This window comes from Pedobacter sp. JCM 36344, from assembly GCF_046546555.1.
Classification (GTDB): domain Bacteria; phylum Bacteroidota; class Bacteroidia; order Sphingobacteriales; family Sphingobacteriaceae; genus Pedobacter.
Map to the genome: position 1 here is coordinate 177,087 of NZ_JBKHKK010000010.1, position 16,079 is coordinate 193,165.

A 16,079-nucleotide genomic window follows, 5' to 3' on the forward strand; every position below is an offset into this window, starting at 1 on the left:
GCTTGATCATAATTAAGCTATAAGAGTTTTGAAGCTGTTCAACGCTTTCTTAGTCATCAAAGATTCTTCTGCTTCGTAAAAACAATCCGCAAAGGTTTTGCTGTCCTCAATGGTGTTGATAGCTACTGCGGCATTACAAAGGACAACATTCTGCTGAGCAGCCGTACCTTTTCCATTTAGTACACTACTGAAGATCTTTGCAGACGACTCGACTGTATCTCCTCCTTTAATCTCATCTTCAGTGATTTGCTCAAATCCAAGACTTGAAACTGTTCTTAATGCTTCGCCACTTTTACTGAACGTTTTAAAATCACATGTCAAAGACACTTCATCGAAGCCATCTATTGCGTGTAGAATCGTATAATTCTTGTCTGTATCTTGATACAGATAGGCATATAAGCGTGCTAACTCTAAAGAAAACACACCTACAATTTGATTTTTGGGCTGAGCAGGATTAACCATTGGACCGAGCATGTTAAAGAATGTCTTTACTCCGAGCTCTTTACGGATAGGGGCTACAGTTTTCATAGCAGGGTTAAACAAGGGGGCATGTATAAAACAAATCCCTGCGCTATCCAAACTACGCTTCAATACAGCCTGGTCATTGGTAAATTGGTACCCGAGGTATTCCATCACATTTGAAGATCCACATCCTGATGACACTCCATAATTACCGTGCTTAGCAACCTTATAACCTGCTCCCGCCACTACAAATGAAGCAAGTGTGGAAATATTAAAAGTGTCTTTTCCATCGCCTCCAGTTCCACAAAGATCAACCAGCTCGTAGTCTGAGAAGTCTACCTTTAAACAGAGGTCGAGCATGGCATCTCTAAAACCCTGTAATTCTGCAACGGTAATATTTCGCATACCGAAGGCGGTAATGAAAGCAGCAATCTGAGAAGTATTGAACTCGCCTAGAGCAATTGAAGTCAAGATCTTCTGAGATTCACTCCTACTAAAGGTCTTATTTTCAAACAAATGATTAAGTATTTTTTTCATGCTTTTACTTCTTTACAGAAGTTTATAAAATATTGTAAAACAAAAAGGGTTGCTTTAAAGCAACCCTCAAATATTTTTATATTAAAAAAACGTTCAAAACAGGGTTACACTACGCATTCGCGTTGTGCCACCACCAAATGTTAAGTCCGCTTCTTAGTATCATTGTAGGGCAAATATGGAATTGTTTTATCAAATCAACAAATGTTTCCATAAAAATTTAAATTTTATTACGTTTCATAAACGAAAGGGTATAATCATAAAGAACATTGCAGCCGAAGATCATCTGGGTAATCATCCCAACATGCATTTTATTCTTAATCACGTACATTTCTGTAGGAACCTCTCTTTCCAAAAGTACTTTGTTCAATCGTTCGGATTGGATCTTAATAGACGGATAAGTTTTCTGTCCATAAAATATCAATTGTGGATTACGGATGTTATCTACATAGTTTAAGGGAGAACCTTTTGTCCAGGTTGCAGCGTTTTCAGTAAAGGTTCGCAAAAAATTAAAGTAACCGCTATCCTTCTCTGCATTAGTCAGGTATTCGTGCATATCTAATCCGAAAGGATCATTTAAGATCACTCCCATAATTGGATTAGCAATGCCAACTGACTTAAAATATTGTGGATCTGCATTGATAAGTTCAGCAAGATGTGCCCCGGCCGAGTGACCCATAACAAAGATTCTTCTCGGATTGCCACCATAATCAGAAATGTGATTTGTTACCCATTTAACTGCCATTGCACAATCAGTAGCCATCTCTCCATATTGGTTATCCGGCGCTAATCCGTAATTTATGGTGACCGTTACCACACCTTTTCTGGCGAAGTTTCTGCCTAGCCACCAATAAATATCTTTTTTACCGGTACTCCAGGAACCACCATGAATAAAGACCACAACGTCCTGTGCCGTGTCTATCTTTGTTTTATGATAGATATTCAGCTGACGCCTAACATCATTTGACGAAGCACCATAACCAATATTTTTCTCAACTTTTACTTTCGCAAGTAATACCAGGGGCATTCCAAGAAATGCAAACAACATACAGATAGCAGATAGTTTCATTCTATTTTATTAGTGCGCTCTTCTCTTTTGTAAAATGATTAAATACAAGTTTATCTGCCAAAGAAGGTAGCAATTTATTGAGCCATACCGTAAGCTTTCCTTGTCCGGTGATTATTAAAGTTCGTTTTCTGCCAGCTACTCCGTCAACCATTATAACTGCAACCTCTTCTGCCGTCATCATTTTGCCTTCATCCATACTAGTCTCTCCATGAGACTTTCCATCTTCCGATAGGGCAGCTACACGGATGTTGGAGGTAGTGAAACCCGGACAAGCTACCATTACATGGACACCTGTTTTCAGTAGCTCTGTTCTCAGCGATTCCATAAAACCGTTCATCGCAAACTTAGAAGCTGAATAACCCGTTCTGCCTGGTAACCCACGATATCCTGCAATAGAAGATACGCCAATTATACTACCTTTGGTTTTCAAAATTTCAGATAAAGCATATTTGCTGCAGAACACAGTTCCCCAAAAGTTCACGTCCATTAAATTTTCCAACACACTTAGGTCGACATCCCGGAACAATGCCCTCATAGACAGTCCCGCATTGTTAACCAAAACATCTATGCGCCCAAATGTATCAACGGTTTGCTTAACGATATGCTTGCAGTCTTCCCGGTTGCTCACATCTGCCTGAACAGCAACTGCCTTGATACCATACTGACTTTCCAGTTGGGTAGTAATCTCGCAAAGCGTAACATATTGTCTTGCGGCTAATACCAGATTAGCACCGCGTTTAGCAAATTCTTCGGCACAGGCCTTTCCGATACCTGATGATGCGCCGGTAATAATGACAACTTTATTCTTGAAGTCCATATTTACTATCTTATTAATGAGTTTTCATAGGGTATCCTGGTTACGATGGACCTACCTAAAGTAATTTCGTCAGCATATTCCAGCTCGCCTCCAAAGGCTATACCCCTAGCGATGGTAGTGATTGGGATCTGATATTCTTTTAATCTTTTGTAGAGATAAAAAAGCGTAGTGTCCCCCTCCATTGTGGCACTTAGGGCCAGTATCACTTCCTTAACCGGAGTTGTTGCCACACGCTGAACTAAGGAATCAATAAAAAGATCTGATGGCCCTACCCCATCCATTGGTGAAATAAGTCCGCCTAATACATGATAGACCCCAAAATACTGCGATGTATTCTCAACAGCCATTACATCTCTCGTATCTTCAACCACACAAATCACTTCTCTATCGCGCTTATTCGCAGTACAGATTTCACAGGTATTATGGTCTGAAATATTATGGCAAATCGTGCAATGTTTGATTTCGTTCCTAAGCCTTATAATAGCGTTACCAAAGTGCGATACTTCTTCCGGCTCCTTGTTCAATAAGTGCAATACCAAACGCAATGCAGTCTTTTGTCCCACTCCAGGTAATTTGGCAAACTCACTAACTGCGTCTTCAAGTAATTTGGAAGAAAAGTTCATTTTACAAACTTAAATAAAAGTGTCTAAGCATTTCTATGCGCCTTTAAAATATTTTAGTACCTTCTCTGCATTGATCATATCATTTCTTAAATTTATTCGCTAAAACATACTATGAGTCCGGCTATATTGTTATCATTCCTCATTGGGTACTTCCTAATTTTGATCATCATCGCCTTTGCGACCTCTAAAAAGTCATCCGATAACTCAACCTTTTTCGTTGCCAATAGAAACTCGAAATGGTACCTGGTAGCTTTTGGGATGATCGGCACTGCCCTATCCGGGGTCACCTTTATTTCCGTACCGGGCGAAGTAGGCTCACCCGCAGGAAACCAATTTCAATACTTCCAGTTCATCATAGGTAATGCGATTGGCTTCATCATTATCGCTACAGTACTTCTACCGCTTTACTATCGTATGAAACTAACCTCGATATACAGCTATATTGAACAGCGATTAGGTTTTTACAGTTATAAAACGGCAGCTTCTATATTTTTGATCAGCAGAACAATAGGTTCGGCATTTCGCTTATACCTGGTAGTTATTGTTTTACAACGTTTTATTTTTGACAGCTACGGGGTACCTTTTTGGGCAACAGTACTGATATCTTTGACTTTAATTTGGTGCTACACTTTTAGAGGAGGTCTAAAAACCATCATTATCACCGATACGCTTCAAACATTTTTCCTGGTACTGTCTGTATTTCTTACGCTGTACTTTATCTGTAATAGCCTGGACCTTAATATCCCTCAAACCTTTGAAACCATAAAGAAAAGTGGTTACGCAAAGATTTTCTTTTATGAGGACTTTCTCACGAGCAACTTTCATTTTAGTAAACAGCTTCTTGGTGGTATTTTCGTAACGATCGCGATGACAGGCTTAGATCAGGATCTGATGCAAAAGAACCTAAGTATGAAGACTATAGGAGAAGCGCAAAAGAATATGTTTACCTTTACTGCAGTGTTTGTGGTTCTAAACATTTTCTTCCTTAGCGTAGGAGCCCTACTTTACATATATGCTACAAAAAACGGTATTGAGATTCCACTGGATCATGTAACTGGGAAACCGCGAACTGACTTTTTATTCCCGGAAATTGCCTTCAATCGCCTCACGCTGATCCCCGGTATCGTATTTATGCTTGGCTTAACTGCCGCCACTTTTGCGACGACAGACTCTGCATTGACAGCACTAACCACCTCTTTCTGTGTTGATTTCCTGCAGATGGACAAAGGAGATCAAACCAACTCTAAAGCATCTGTAAATAAGAGACATTTGGTACACGTAGGTTTCTCAATACTTATGTTCCTAGTCATAATTGTATTTAACACCCTAAACGATGAATCAGTTGTAAAAGGAATATTTAGGGTAGCTTCTTACACGTACGGCCCTTTGCTTGGCCTTTATAGCTTTGGATTATTCGTAAGAAATCGTGGCCTACATGATAAGTTGGTTCCATTTATTTGTATCCTCTCCCCTGCAATTTGTTACTTACTCAATGAGTATTCGGCACAATTATTAGGTGGATATAAGTTTAGTGTAGAACTAATTCTGGTAAATGGTCTGATCACCTTTATCGGCTTATTACTGATTAGTAAGAAAACAGATTTGCAGACCAAATTTTAATTAGAAGAGTAAAAGAATGACAAGTGAAGAAAAAATAAGAAGTGCGTTTGAAAACAAGAACTGGCAGGAGATTAAGGTTACCGATTCCTGGCAAATCTTTAAAATCATGGCTGAGTTTGTTGATGGATTTGAAAAGCTGGCTAAAATAGGCCCATGCGTGTCCATTTTCGGTTCAGCAAGAACAGCAGAGACAAATAAGTATTATGAGATCGCTGTAGAATGTGGCAAACTACTTACCGACCGTGGATATGGGGTGATTACAGGTGGCGGGCCAGGTATTATGGAAGCTGGAAATAAGGGTGCTCACACGAACGGTGGAAAGTCTGTTGGTCTAAACATTGAACTTCCTTTTGAGCAGTTTCACAATAAGTATATTGACCATAATAAGTTGTTGGAGTTCGACTATTTCTTCATTCGTAAGGTAATGTTTATGAAATACTCGCAGGGTTTTATTGTCTTGCCTGGGGGTATGGGAACTATGGATGAACTTTTTGAAGCAATTACATTGATTCAAACTGGTAAGATAGCAAGGTTCCCAATTGTACTTGTGGGCAAGGACTACTGGAGCGGCTTGGTGCACTGGATCACTAAAACCATGTTGCACACCGAACACAACATCCACGAAGAAGACTTAAATCTTTTTAGATTGGTAGATACAGCAGAAGAAGCTACTGAGCATATTTTTAGATTCTACGACAAATACGTGTTAAAACCTAACTTCTAGTACTAGAAATGAGTTACGCCTCCTGAAACCACGAGTTTCATTGTATCTGCGGCACTCATTTCCAACATTTTTATCTTATCATTCTTAACAACGTATACTTGTCCGGCAAAAGAATAAGAGAAAGGAAAATAGACAATAGACTCGCCAGGCAAACCGATAGCCGAAAGATCGCTTTGGGTTAGAAACCCAATACGTTTCATGTCTCCTTCAACTTCAACAATAACTGGTGTATTGAATTTTTTCTCATCACCAACGAAGGCTTCTGTCAGGTCTTTTATGGAAGAATAAATGAACTTTAAGATGGGCAAGCGATTCATTACACGTTGAAACCAGTTATACATCGGTTCAGTCACGAAGTAGGTAACGAAAATCCCTGCAGCAAGGATGATAGATATAACGAGCACTAACCCAAGTCCGGGTATATTTCTGCTGGCACCTGTGTGTGGATCAACACCGAGTATATTGTTTACGTTTAACCAGCTATCCACAGTAGTAACGGCCCATATTACGATTAAAACACTCAACGCAATGGGCAATACAATTAATAATCCTTTGATCATATAATTCACGAATGCCCTGCCTAGTCTGTTCATGTTGCAAACTTAAAAAAATTAAGATGCTTAAACTGTCTTATTTAAAAAAAGCGTTGCCCTATTCGTAAAAATAAATCCTTTTAACCCTTTGAGAAATGTTGGTTAATATCTCGTAGGGAATGGTGTCAATTTGATTTGCGAGTTCTACAATAGGGAGTTCTGAATTAAAGACAATCACTTCATCGCCGATTTTCACATCTAATCCTGTTACATCGAGCATACACATATCCATACAGATCACGCCGACCGTGTTAACACGCTTACCATTGATGATCATGATACCCACGCCATTCCCAAATTTACGATTGTAGCCATCGGCGTAGCCAATTTTGACAGTAGCGATATCGCCTCCGCCAGACAATACACCTTTTCGGCTATACCCAACAGTTTCATTCGCTTTAAGCTTCTTAACCTGGGTCACTGTGGTCTTTAGAACAGCAACTGTTCTCAGGCTTTGATTATTTAGCAAATTACCATCGAAACCATACAATCCAATTCCGATTCTCACCATATCTAACTGCGCATCAGGGTGCCTGGTTATTCCAGAGGTATTGGAGATATGTCTGATAAATGAATAATTTAATCCTGCTTCTATATCGTTTGCCATATCTGTAAACCTGTTAAGCTGGTGTACAGAAAACTCGTCAAGACTAGCGCTATCGCTACCAACAAGGTGAGAGAATACAGAAATAACTTTCAGCTTGGTCGTTTCAACCAACGTGCGCAAAAGATCTGGAAGATCAGGCTCTTCAAACCCTAAACGATGCATCCCGGTGTCTAGCTTCAAATGGATCGGGTAATCATAATCGTTGTCGTTTAAATAACCACTGAAACTCTTGAGTATATCCAGGCTGTAAATTTCAGGCTCCAAGTTGTGCTTAATAATGGCATCAAAACCTGAAGGTTCTGGGCTCATGACCATGATTGGTATTGTAATTCCAGCCTTTCTGAGCGATACTCCTTCATCAGTGAAGGCTACCGCCAGATAGTCAACTTTATTATACTGTAGCAGATTTGCAATTTCAAAACTTCCGCTACCATAGGAGAACGCCTTCACCATTGCCATAACTTTTACTCCCGACTTCAGCTTATTCCTATAAAACTGGAGATTTCCTGAAAGTGCATTCAAATCTATTTCAAGAATTGTATCATGGATCTTTAGTGTAATTAGCTTACTTATCCGCTCAAATTCAAACTTTCTGGCTCCTTTAACCAAAATGGTTTCGTTGTTAAAATGGAGTGCAGGGAAGTTTTGTATAAATGATTGAGTATCCTTAAAGAATACTTTTTCAAGGTCGAAGAACTCATCTGAACTAGATATGTTGGGGCCAACTCCAATCAATCTATGCAGGTTTTTTTGTTTAAGTAGCGCAGCTATTTCAGTGTACAAGATCTCGTTGCTTTTACCAGTCTCTACTAAATCAGATAAGATTAATGTTTTCTTAGCATGTTGATTTTGTAAGTTTAGAAAGTCGAGTGCAATTGCAAGCGAAGAAGTGTCTGCACTGTAAGAATCATCAATAACAGAACACTGGTTGATCCCTGTTTTGAGCTCTAGTCGCATACTCACTCGGGTTAGCTTTTCCAATCTGGCATCGGCCTCTTTTCCTGAATATCCCAGCGCAAGCAAAGTGGCCCAACAGATAATCCCGTTTTCAACAGACGCATTGTCTCTAAATGGTATTAGACATTCAATCTCGATCCCTTTACACAAGGCTCTTATATAACTTTTACTTTCAATGGGCTCAATAAAAAGAATTTGTAGATCCGCTTTTTCTTTTAGGCTCCAGGAGAATTGTGCTTTTGCTGGTAAATCTTTAGGGGATAAACCTGTGGTATAATCCGGACTGTAGATCAACAACTCTGCATTATTAAACAACTTTAGTTTTTCTTTCAACTTCTCTGCATGAGAAAAAAAACCTTCAGCATGGGCCTCCCCAATATTCGTTAAAATTCCTATAGTGGGCTTTATTATTTGAGCAAGACTTGACATCTCTCCACTTCGGGAAATACCAGCTTCAAATATCCCCATGGTATGTTCCTCTTCGATCTGCCACACAGAAAGTGGTACTCCTATCTGAGAATTGAAACTCTTAGGACTTTTAACAATATTAAAATCATTGGCCAGCAGTTGATAAAGCCATTCTTTCACAATAGTTTTGCCATTACTCCCAGTTATAGCCAATACTTTGAGGTCGTACTGGCTCCTATTGTAAGCCGATAAATTTTGAAGGGATAGCAGTACGTCTGAAACGACAAGAATGTTCACATCTTCGTACTTTTCAAGAGATCCCTTCTCCGTTACCACAAAATTTCTGATTCCATTTTTATAGGCGTCATCGACGTATTTATGTCCGTCTCTTTGCGCTTTCAGGGCGAAAAACAAGGATTCCGCAGGATAAATCACGCTTCTACTATCCGTCGCAAGCTGACTAATCATAGCCTCAGTATCAGAAAATACAGGTGATGCGTCTAAAATCTCAGCAATAAGGGCTATAGAATAACTGGCGTGACTCATGGTTCAAAACTAATCATTTTTGTCTCATTGTAAAGGTCCATGAACCCGATTCTACCTTACCAGCATTTATAAAAGGTTTTCCTGCAATAGGTTGAAAAGGAATTCGCTTGCCGTTACAAGTAACTAATATTTTTCCATCTAATTTAGGTAAGAAAACCTGTCCCCGCATATTTGCCGGCAATATTACCTTTAGTGTATACACTTTTTTATTACTTATTTTTAATGATATTGGGCCACGTATAGTAGGCATCAATACTTCAGCTTCCTCCAGATCGCCTGTCTGCGGCATAATTGCTATCTCTTCAAATCCTGCAGCAATCGGTTCTATTCCCATTAGCTTTCTGGGAATAATATTTGCAGGGGAAGCACCCCAGGCATGGTTCCAGTCTTGATTAGGCTTATACTTATTGTCCCAAGCTTCAAGGGTAATGGTAGAACCAACCCTGATCATGTTATACCAACTTCTAATTCCTCCATCAGTTAAAAGCTTCCTTGCGTAGTTACCCTCAAAACCATTATATAAAGACTCCATCAAAAATTGCGATCCATAGACGCTGCTCGCCATACCTCTTGATTTGATGAAGCTCAACACCAAATCCCTATTCGTTTCAGGAACCAAGCCAAGCGTCAAAGCGAACATATTGGCATGTAAGGAAGAATGAGAGGTTACCTCTCCATCACTATACAAACCGGTTTTCCCCTCTAAAAACATTTTGTTGTAAGCAGTTTTAATTTCGCCTGCTTGTTTTTTATAAAATTCTTGGTCGGATTTCCTTTCAAGTACTTGAGCGATCAACTTCATGTTGACCAACGATTTGTAATAAAAAGCATTGACGACTGCATTGTACTCATTGAAGACAAACCCATCAGTTTCGCTTAAAGGCCAGTCTACAATATCCCTTATCTTTCCATTGAAGTTGATCGACTTAGCGAAGTCAGTGGTTTGTAAGCTGGAAGTGGTTGAAATCAATCCATTCTTTCCTCTTAGCTGCATCAGGGTTCTATTCTTCAAAATCTGATAGCTGCTTTCCAGCAGTTGTTTATCGCCTGTGTACAAGTAATCATTCCAGGAGATAATCAATGCTTGTAAAATCCATTCAGTTGGCCAGGTTGGATGTTCCAACAAATAAGCAACAGATTTTCGTGCCATTGAATACTCCCGATCCACACTATAGTGTCCAAGTTGATTGATCAGGGCATCTGCTTCATAGGGGATACGCTCACGATCGCCATCCACATAAACCCCCGCAAAAGAAGTGGCTTTAATGGAATATTTACAAAGATCCCAGATCTTATTTAAGGTGTCATTGCTGCTTTTGAAATACGACGCGCTATCATCAAAAGGATAGTGGACCATATCCCGCTGAATATCAGCCTTAGCCAAACTAAGCGAATAACTGTCAACTTCCACATATCGAAATGGAAACACTTCCCCAATATAATCCGGCATTAAAAATGCCGCAGAACCAGTATTTCTTTGATCTTTCTTTAAATGGATTTGATAGATCTTTGTACCTCTCTCAAGTGGCAGCTTAACCTTCTGGTAGCGAATTGTACCTCCTGGGTTTGCATCAAGCCGGCCCGCTTTCAACGCTTCTCCAAAGCTGATTGATACCGTATCCCCACCATTTTTTGAAGTCAGTTTAAGTGCTAATTGTGCAAAAGCATCTTTACCAAAATCAATAAATGAAAGTTCTGAAGAGAGCTTTTTAACCATTGAAGCCTGTTGTCTTGTTTTCACCAATGCTTCTGCGGAAACGCCATTTTCAGTTAATTTATCAGCTGTCTTAAAGGTTTTAATGTCCGACCAATCACTTTCTCTTATTTTATTACTCCAGGTTTTCACCCGCCAATAGTATGTTGTAGATGGTTTTAAGGTCAATCCTTTAGCACTCACAGATATTGAACTATCTACTTGCTGTTTTGAACTATCCCATATGCTTCCCTCGAATTTTTCAGCTTTTGAAAAAGAATCAGATACAATTAATTGATAGGCAACTTGTCGGGTGGCATTAGCTTTTCCAGAAACTATCCAACTGAAAAGCGGATTTTTCGAATTTATTGATGCGTTAGCGCTTTCAGTATTCGCAATTAAGTTGACCAGTAACCCCGTTGGCTTATTTTGGCCGACCGCCACAGATAAAAACATGATCACAATAGCCGTTGCCAAAAATGTTGATTTTACCATTTGTATCCTCAATTACAGAATTCTGAACAGGTTCAATTTAGAATAAAATATCTATAGTTGCATTAACCAAATACAAACTAATACTTTAGTGCAAATCCTATTCGCTTTCGGCCTCCTTTTAAAAAGCTTTATCCCCATCGAACAAACAATTTCATTGCTCTAAAATAGGATTATTTTCTAATCAATTCGTTCAGGATGTGAAGCGATATAATACCATATCGTCCGAAAATGTACTTCTAAAAATTACGCTGATTTATTATACTAGCTGCCCGTACCGCCTTACTAAAAACCTGTAGATGGGGCAATGTCAATACAGCTATTCCAACTATAAGACTAGTAAGAACCGTACTAGAAAAAAATGACAAATAGTTAAAGAAAGAGAATATTAACAATGCAAATACAGCAATTATTACAAAAGGGAGTGACTTTTTAATCATTTTTTCCCAGCCTTGCATAGTATTTGTAAAGTTTAGTTGTCTCCGTATAACATCAAAAGATAAAGTAGAATGCCATATTCCAAAATAGAATGTAAAGCTCAGGTAAAAGGGCATTAAGGTGCATATGACGTAAATCAGTAGGGTTTGCATCAAAAAATCGTTAAAATCCCTCAGGCTCCAGTTAATACTTTTTCGTACGGTGAAGATGAAAGCCATTATAATGCAAAAACCGATTTTGCAACAAAGCAATATATTGGCTCCTATTGTCACTATTTGCATTATTGTAAAGCATTTTTTCAGTAAAACGTAAATGAGAGGAGCAGTATCATCAATGTGGTTTGTTATGATGAATAAAATCATAAGTAAACCATAGATAAATATTAGAATAGAATTTAGAATTTTATTATTTTTTAAAATCCAATCAATTTCCCCAAAATGATATGCCGTGATGCAAATAAATACAATCAAAGATAAATTTGGTAAAAAAAACCACAATATGCCGTAAACCAGCATGTAAAGAAGATATTTTGCGAAAAATACTACCCGGTTAATTCTCCTTTTTTGTTTTGCATATCGTTGTTCTTCCAAGTAAAAATCGAGCGATCCGTGTGGTATGCCAGTTACTAACATGATTATAGTAAGCAAAGTCAATTGTATATTTACCGATAGATTCGCCAGTAAACAGATTATGGTAACAACAAATCCCAAAGTCAGGATTCTACTTCTTAATGTAAAGTGTTGAGAAAACATTATTAAAATTTTTTAAGTAATGCTTTTAAAGCAATTTTCTGGGGAAATCAGCAAATATCATTTGATTTTTAAATGTAATTATTGATATTCTTTAGTTTTAACATTTTTAATAGATGAATTATAAATAAAATTTCGTCAATATAACTCTTGAAACTTTTTTAATGGGTTAATAGCTTTTGAATGCTCGTTCAAAAACTAAAAGGCAATATATTACTTTGACAGTCGCCAGTTGATCCAAAAGTACAAGTCACTAAAACGCTAACTAATTAAGGCTTTTAACTTTTCGTAACATAAAAAAGGTGCCGTAAAGCACCTTTTTTATAAGTTTATCTAAATACACTTAGTTATGCTTCTTTTCTGCTAAGCACATATATAACCAATCCAAACCCAATTTTGTTAATTGCGTCGCCTATGTTGTATATAACGTCCATATTCAAGCCAAGATGAACAGGAATCCCGAAAATTCCCCCTGGCGTTCCGATGATGTAGCCAAGCGGATAAATTGCCCAACCGACAAGAACAAACCAACCAAGAGATTTGTTGGCAGCCATGACAGCCAAACTCCCTGTTTTTGCCAGTTTTGCAACTTCACCAAACCAAACAAGGTAAACGATATAAAAATAAGCAATAGCGGATATTGTACCCCAAAACGCGCTATTGGTAGGGCTAACGGCCTCGCCAATATAACCAGTAACCAACATGATAACTGAAGTAACAATCAGTTTTACTAACAAGCCGGTTTTAGCACCAACTTTTTTAGTAATCAGATAAAACTCCACGCACATTAATGGGACGGTTAAGAGCCAGTCTACATACCTGAAGAACACTGGTGACTGACCAGTTTCGAGATTATAGCCCCGCATGTAATAGTAGTGAATGGCAGCGATAAAAGTAATGAGACCCGACACCAAAACAGATGTGCGCCATTCTTTACTAGTATTGTTGACCTCAAAAAAGAAAAATACGGCAGCCGCCATCATGGCCATTGTGCCTACGAAAAAAGAGAAAGCTACGTAATTAGTACTTTCAATAGCCCGAATAGAGCCTTCTGCAAATAATAAATGATTCATATAAGATTTAATTGGTTAAGCAAAGCTAAACGGTTGGTCGATATATGGGTATCGTATTAGCAACAAAATAAAGTAACGATATTAACACGACAAATCAATATTTTTGCACTCATTAACTATTAGTTTATTAAAGAATTAATTAATATAATTTATTGATTTTCAATGTGTTATTGGATATTTTCACACTAAATTAAAATCCTTCGACTTTAATTTAGTGTATAAAATTACTTTTTAGTGACATTAAACTAAAATAGTTATCAACTTACTTATAATTTTATGGCTTTACACCATATCAAATTCAATATTTTTCCCATCAGTTTTAGTAAAAAGGTAATACTGCTTATTGCTCCCAGACCGGACCGAAGGTCGGTCTTACCATTCACGATAATTTTTTTAAGGTAGACAGAACTTCATTAAAAGAAAGGTAAATACTCAGCTTTTCCTATGAATCAGCAATAGTTAGGAAAGCATTTAAGATTCTCCTGCTAATTTTTCTTGCATGTGTCGGTGATAGAACGCATGATTGCATAGTTCTGTGCGCCTTTAGTAGATTTAAACATACCAGAGACTTTCAGCTTGACCTTTATATTTCGGATTGCCTGTTCGGAACTGTTGTTATGTGCGGGTACCTCATGGTGGTAAAGAAATGTCAGCAGGTACACCCTATGTTTGATAATCCTCTTCTGAAAAGTAATCACTTCAGTATGGATGAGAGCTTATTTGTTGTCTGATGAACTCATCAAGCAAGGCTTCAATGGCTACCCTTTGTTGTATTGGTTTTTTATAATCAGCAGGCTTGACTATTTTTTTGAGTTCAATTGCCTGCATAATCATTTGGCTGAACTGTGCTGCCCATGGACATTGATATTTTTCTTTGAAAAAGTTTAGCTCGTTAAGCAGATGTGCCGTGCAGATCTGATGTCCTGCGCCGGCAGTGTCTAAATGGATGGTCCAGCAATCGTGTACCAGTATGGCTTTAGGAAAACCGGAAGGGAAATGAGCTTTAACCGTTTCAAAGCACCTGTTTTTAGAAGTGGTGATGTAAGTGGCAAACTTGCTTTGCCATGTCTAGAACCAGTTTAGCTTGCTGATGCCCATTCCATAAACCGAACAGAAGAACTCACTAATCCTTGCAAGGGAAATATACTGACGGGTATGCAGATAAGCGATCAGCGGTGGTTTGATTGCCATATCTGATCGGCGCTTCGACCCCCGAAGGAAAAGTGCCGCTGGTGATATGGCCGCAGGCACATGCCTTACGGAAAATACGGTGTTCAGTATAGGATGGGCGTACCACAGGAATGTCAATCACCTGACGGCGGCTGGCAAGTTCTCCCTGCTGGCCATCAAGATTCAGCCCGCAACAGTTGCAGAACCCTGGCTGATGTTCTATAATATGGTCGGAGGTCGCACTCATCTTCAGGATACTGCCTTCATGGCCTTTCTGGCCACCGGAGGATTTACTGCTGGACCCCCGCAAACTGCTGGTGCGCTGGGAACGGTTTTCATCTTTAGAAGGAGGAATAGAACTGTTGCCACTATTCTTTTTGGGACCTTTTAAAAGCCTGTTTCTTCCAATAGTCTGCCGATGGTTGCATTAAGCTGTCCAATTATGGCATTTAGATCCTGGATCGTTTGTCCAAATGAAGCATGCTGTTCTGAAATGATTTGGCTTAAAGCGGCGATTTCCACTGCTTTAGCTCCTTCTGCAGCAACACGGGCAGATGACTCCTTTTCGAGCAATTCAACCAGTTTCAGAAAATCTTTATTGTCCATTCTTTGCAATTCCTGTTCATAAAAAAAACCGCTTTTTAGGTCAATAAACCCAGAAATATTAAATCAAGTTATACAGTGAAATGTGGATAAAACAACACTTTTCTTTGAAAAATTTATTCTAGAATCAGTGAATTACTAAAATAAATTACCGAGTGTGAATAAACATCCAAATCATTTAGTAAAGAGAACCTGAGTAGTTACTTTCTATATAGATCTAAATTAAAATGAACTCATTGTTGCTGGTTACTCTATTTATAAAAACACACTATATAATTTATAATTATTTCATTATCAACGGATTAGCATAATCATCCCACATTATTTTGATGAATTTCAGATCAGATTCACCGTCATAAACAATAAAGCGGTATCGTGCAAGATACTCTTTGCCAGGTGTAATTTCAAAACCACCGGCTTGAGTAGGTGCATAGCAAAAGAAAGGCTCGGTAGGATGAATACGCATGGGTTGAGGAGAACGAAAATTATCAGGATGGGATAATATAGTAATGCCTGTTAGTTTTCCCGCAACATTTCCGCTGATATGAACCCAATTGGATGTTGTAGCGTGCCCATTGGTTCTGTCTTTACCTTCAGAAGTAATAAAGTAAGCATTACCTTTGCCATTCCACTCTCCATTACCTCTAAAACCTATCCCCCCGTATAAATACTCTGAAAGTTTTAAAGGTGAAGAGGTAGAAAGACGCTGACGGAGCTCAACGTCAAACAAATAATACGGCTTTTTGGCGCCTTTTAAATTATAAACTTTGATCTGCCAATCCTCATCCAGTACTTTTTTATTGGGTACTATCGATTTATCGTAATATGCATTTCTTGATTCTGAAGAAGCAAAAACTGCTCCCGCATCTGTATTTTTAATTCCCTCAAATAGCACAGTACC

At 38.5% G+C, this 16,079-nt stretch carries 16 protein-coding genes and 1 pseudogene; 3 read left to right on the top strand and 14 right to left on the bottom strand.

Annotation, left to right across the window (positions count from 1 at the left end; translation table 11 throughout):
- Positions 1-12 precede the first annotated feature (12 nt).
- From trpD to recR, 4 genes are all read right to left on the bottom strand, one after another.
- The gene (trpD, locus tag ACHFIZ_RS11680) at positions 13-999 is read right to left on the bottom strand and encodes an anthranilate phosphoribosyltransferase (protein ID WP_410886001.1); all 987 of its coding nucleotides are present in this window, start codon (positions 997-999) and stop codon (positions 13-15) included.
- 217 nt (positions 1,000-1,216) lie between these two features.
- Entirely contained in the window at positions 1,217-2,065 is an 849-nt protein-coding gene (locus ACHFIZ_RS11685) for an alpha/beta hydrolase (protein ID WP_410886003.1), read from the bottom strand.
- A 1-nt stretch (position 2,066) separates the two neighbouring features.
- Positions 2,067-2,882 (bottom strand): SDR family oxidoreductase, encoded by an 816-nt coding sequence (locus tag ACHFIZ_RS11690; protein ID WP_410886005.1) that lies wholly within the window; start codon positions 2,880-2,882, stop codon positions 2,067-2,069.
- 5 nt (positions 2,883-2,887) lie between these two features.
- Positions 2,888-3,505, bottom strand: coding sequence for a recombination mediator RecR (recR, locus tag ACHFIZ_RS11695; protein ID WP_410886007.1), 618 nt, complete (start codon positions 3,503-3,505; stop codon positions 2,888-2,890).
- 111 nt (positions 3,506-3,616) lie between these two features.
- Here recR and ACHFIZ_RS11700 point away from each other — a divergent pair, with 111 nt between their 5' ends.
- Positions 3,617-5,125, top strand: coding sequence for a sodium:solute symporter (locus ACHFIZ_RS11700; RefSeq protein WP_410886009.1), 1,509 nt, complete (start codon positions 3,617-3,619; stop codon positions 5,123-5,125).
- Between the two features lie 16 nt (positions 5,126-5,141).
- On the top strand, positions 5,142-5,849 hold the full coding sequence (locus ACHFIZ_RS11705; protein ID WP_410886011.1) for a TIGR00730 family Rossman fold protein: 708 nt from the start codon (positions 5,142-5,144) through the stop codon (positions 5,847-5,849).
- 2 nt (positions 5,850-5,851) lie between these two features.
- On the opposite strand, the gene ACHFIZ_RS11710 is transcribed toward ACHFIZ_RS11705, so the two are convergent.
- The 8 genes and pseudogenes from ACHFIZ_RS11710 to ACHFIZ_RS11745 form a co-directional block, all read right to left on the bottom strand.
- Positions 5,852-6,442, bottom strand: coding sequence for a DUF502 domain-containing protein (locus ACHFIZ_RS11710; protein ID WP_410886013.1), 591 nt, complete (start codon positions 6,440-6,442; stop codon positions 5,852-5,854).
- A 58-nt stretch (positions 6,443-6,500) separates the two neighbouring features.
- Positions 6,501-8,960, bottom strand: coding sequence for a bifunctional UDP-N-acetylmuramoyl-tripeptide:D-alanyl-D-alanine ligase/alanine racemase (locus ACHFIZ_RS11715; protein ID WP_410886015.1), 2,460 nt, complete (start codon positions 8,958-8,960; stop codon positions 6,501-6,503).
- A 13-nt stretch (positions 8,961-8,973) separates the two neighbouring features.
- Entirely contained in the window at positions 8,974-11,148 is a 2,175-nt protein-coding gene (locus ACHFIZ_RS11720; RefSeq protein WP_410886017.1) for an alpha-L-rhamnosidase C-terminal domain-containing protein, read from the bottom strand.
- 236 nt (positions 11,149-11,384) lie between these two features.
- Positions 11,385-12,335: a Brp/Blh family beta-carotene 15,15'-dioxygenase gene (locus tag ACHFIZ_RS11725; protein WP_410886019.1), complete on the bottom strand. Its 951-nt coding sequence runs from the start codon at positions 12,333-12,335 to the stop codon at positions 11,385-11,387.
- A gap of 344 nt (positions 12,336-12,679) precedes the next feature.
- A complete protein-coding gene (locus ACHFIZ_RS11730; protein ID WP_410886021.1) occupies positions 12,680-13,405 on the bottom strand; it encodes a bacteriorhodopsin in 726 nt (241 codons plus the stop codon).
- A 485-nt stretch (positions 13,406-13,890) separates the two neighbouring features.
- Positions 13,891-14,103: an IS66 family transposase gene (locus ACHFIZ_RS11735; RefSeq protein WP_410886023.1), complete on the bottom strand. Its 213-nt coding sequence runs from the start codon at positions 14,101-14,103 to the stop codon at positions 13,891-13,893.
- Between the two features lie 370 nt (positions 14,104-14,473).
- Complete coding sequence (locus tag ACHFIZ_RS11740) at positions 14,474-14,596, bottom strand: hypothetical protein (protein ID WP_410886035.1); 123 nt, start codon at positions 14,594-14,596, stop codon at positions 14,474-14,476.
- A gap of 64 nt (positions 14,597-14,660) precedes the next feature.
- A pseudogene (locus ACHFIZ_RS11745) lies at positions 14,661-14,822 on the bottom strand (hypothetical protein); the annotation flags it as partial.
- Here ACHFIZ_RS11745 and ACHFIZ_RS11750 point away from each other — a divergent pair.
- Positions 14,790-14,966, top strand: a complete 177-nt coding sequence (locus ACHFIZ_RS11750; RefSeq protein WP_410886037.1) for a hypothetical protein — start codon at positions 14,790-14,792, stop codon at positions 14,964-14,966. The pseudogene ACHFIZ_RS11745 and the gene ACHFIZ_RS11750 overlap by 33 nt on opposite strands.
- Here the strand turns inward: ACHFIZ_RS11750 and ACHFIZ_RS11755 are convergent.
- Positions 14,963-15,181 (bottom strand): hypothetical protein, encoded by a 219-nt coding sequence (locus ACHFIZ_RS11755; RefSeq protein WP_410886025.1) that lies wholly within the window; start codon positions 15,179-15,181, stop codon positions 14,963-14,965. The two genes, ACHFIZ_RS11750 and ACHFIZ_RS11755, sit on opposite strands and share 4 nt — an antisense overlap.
- 280 nt (positions 15,182-15,461) lie before the next feature.
- A partial coding sequence (locus ACHFIZ_RS11760) for a DUF6807 family protein (RefSeq protein ID WP_410886027.1) occupies positions 15,462-16,079 on the bottom strand: 618 nt, incomplete at its 5' end.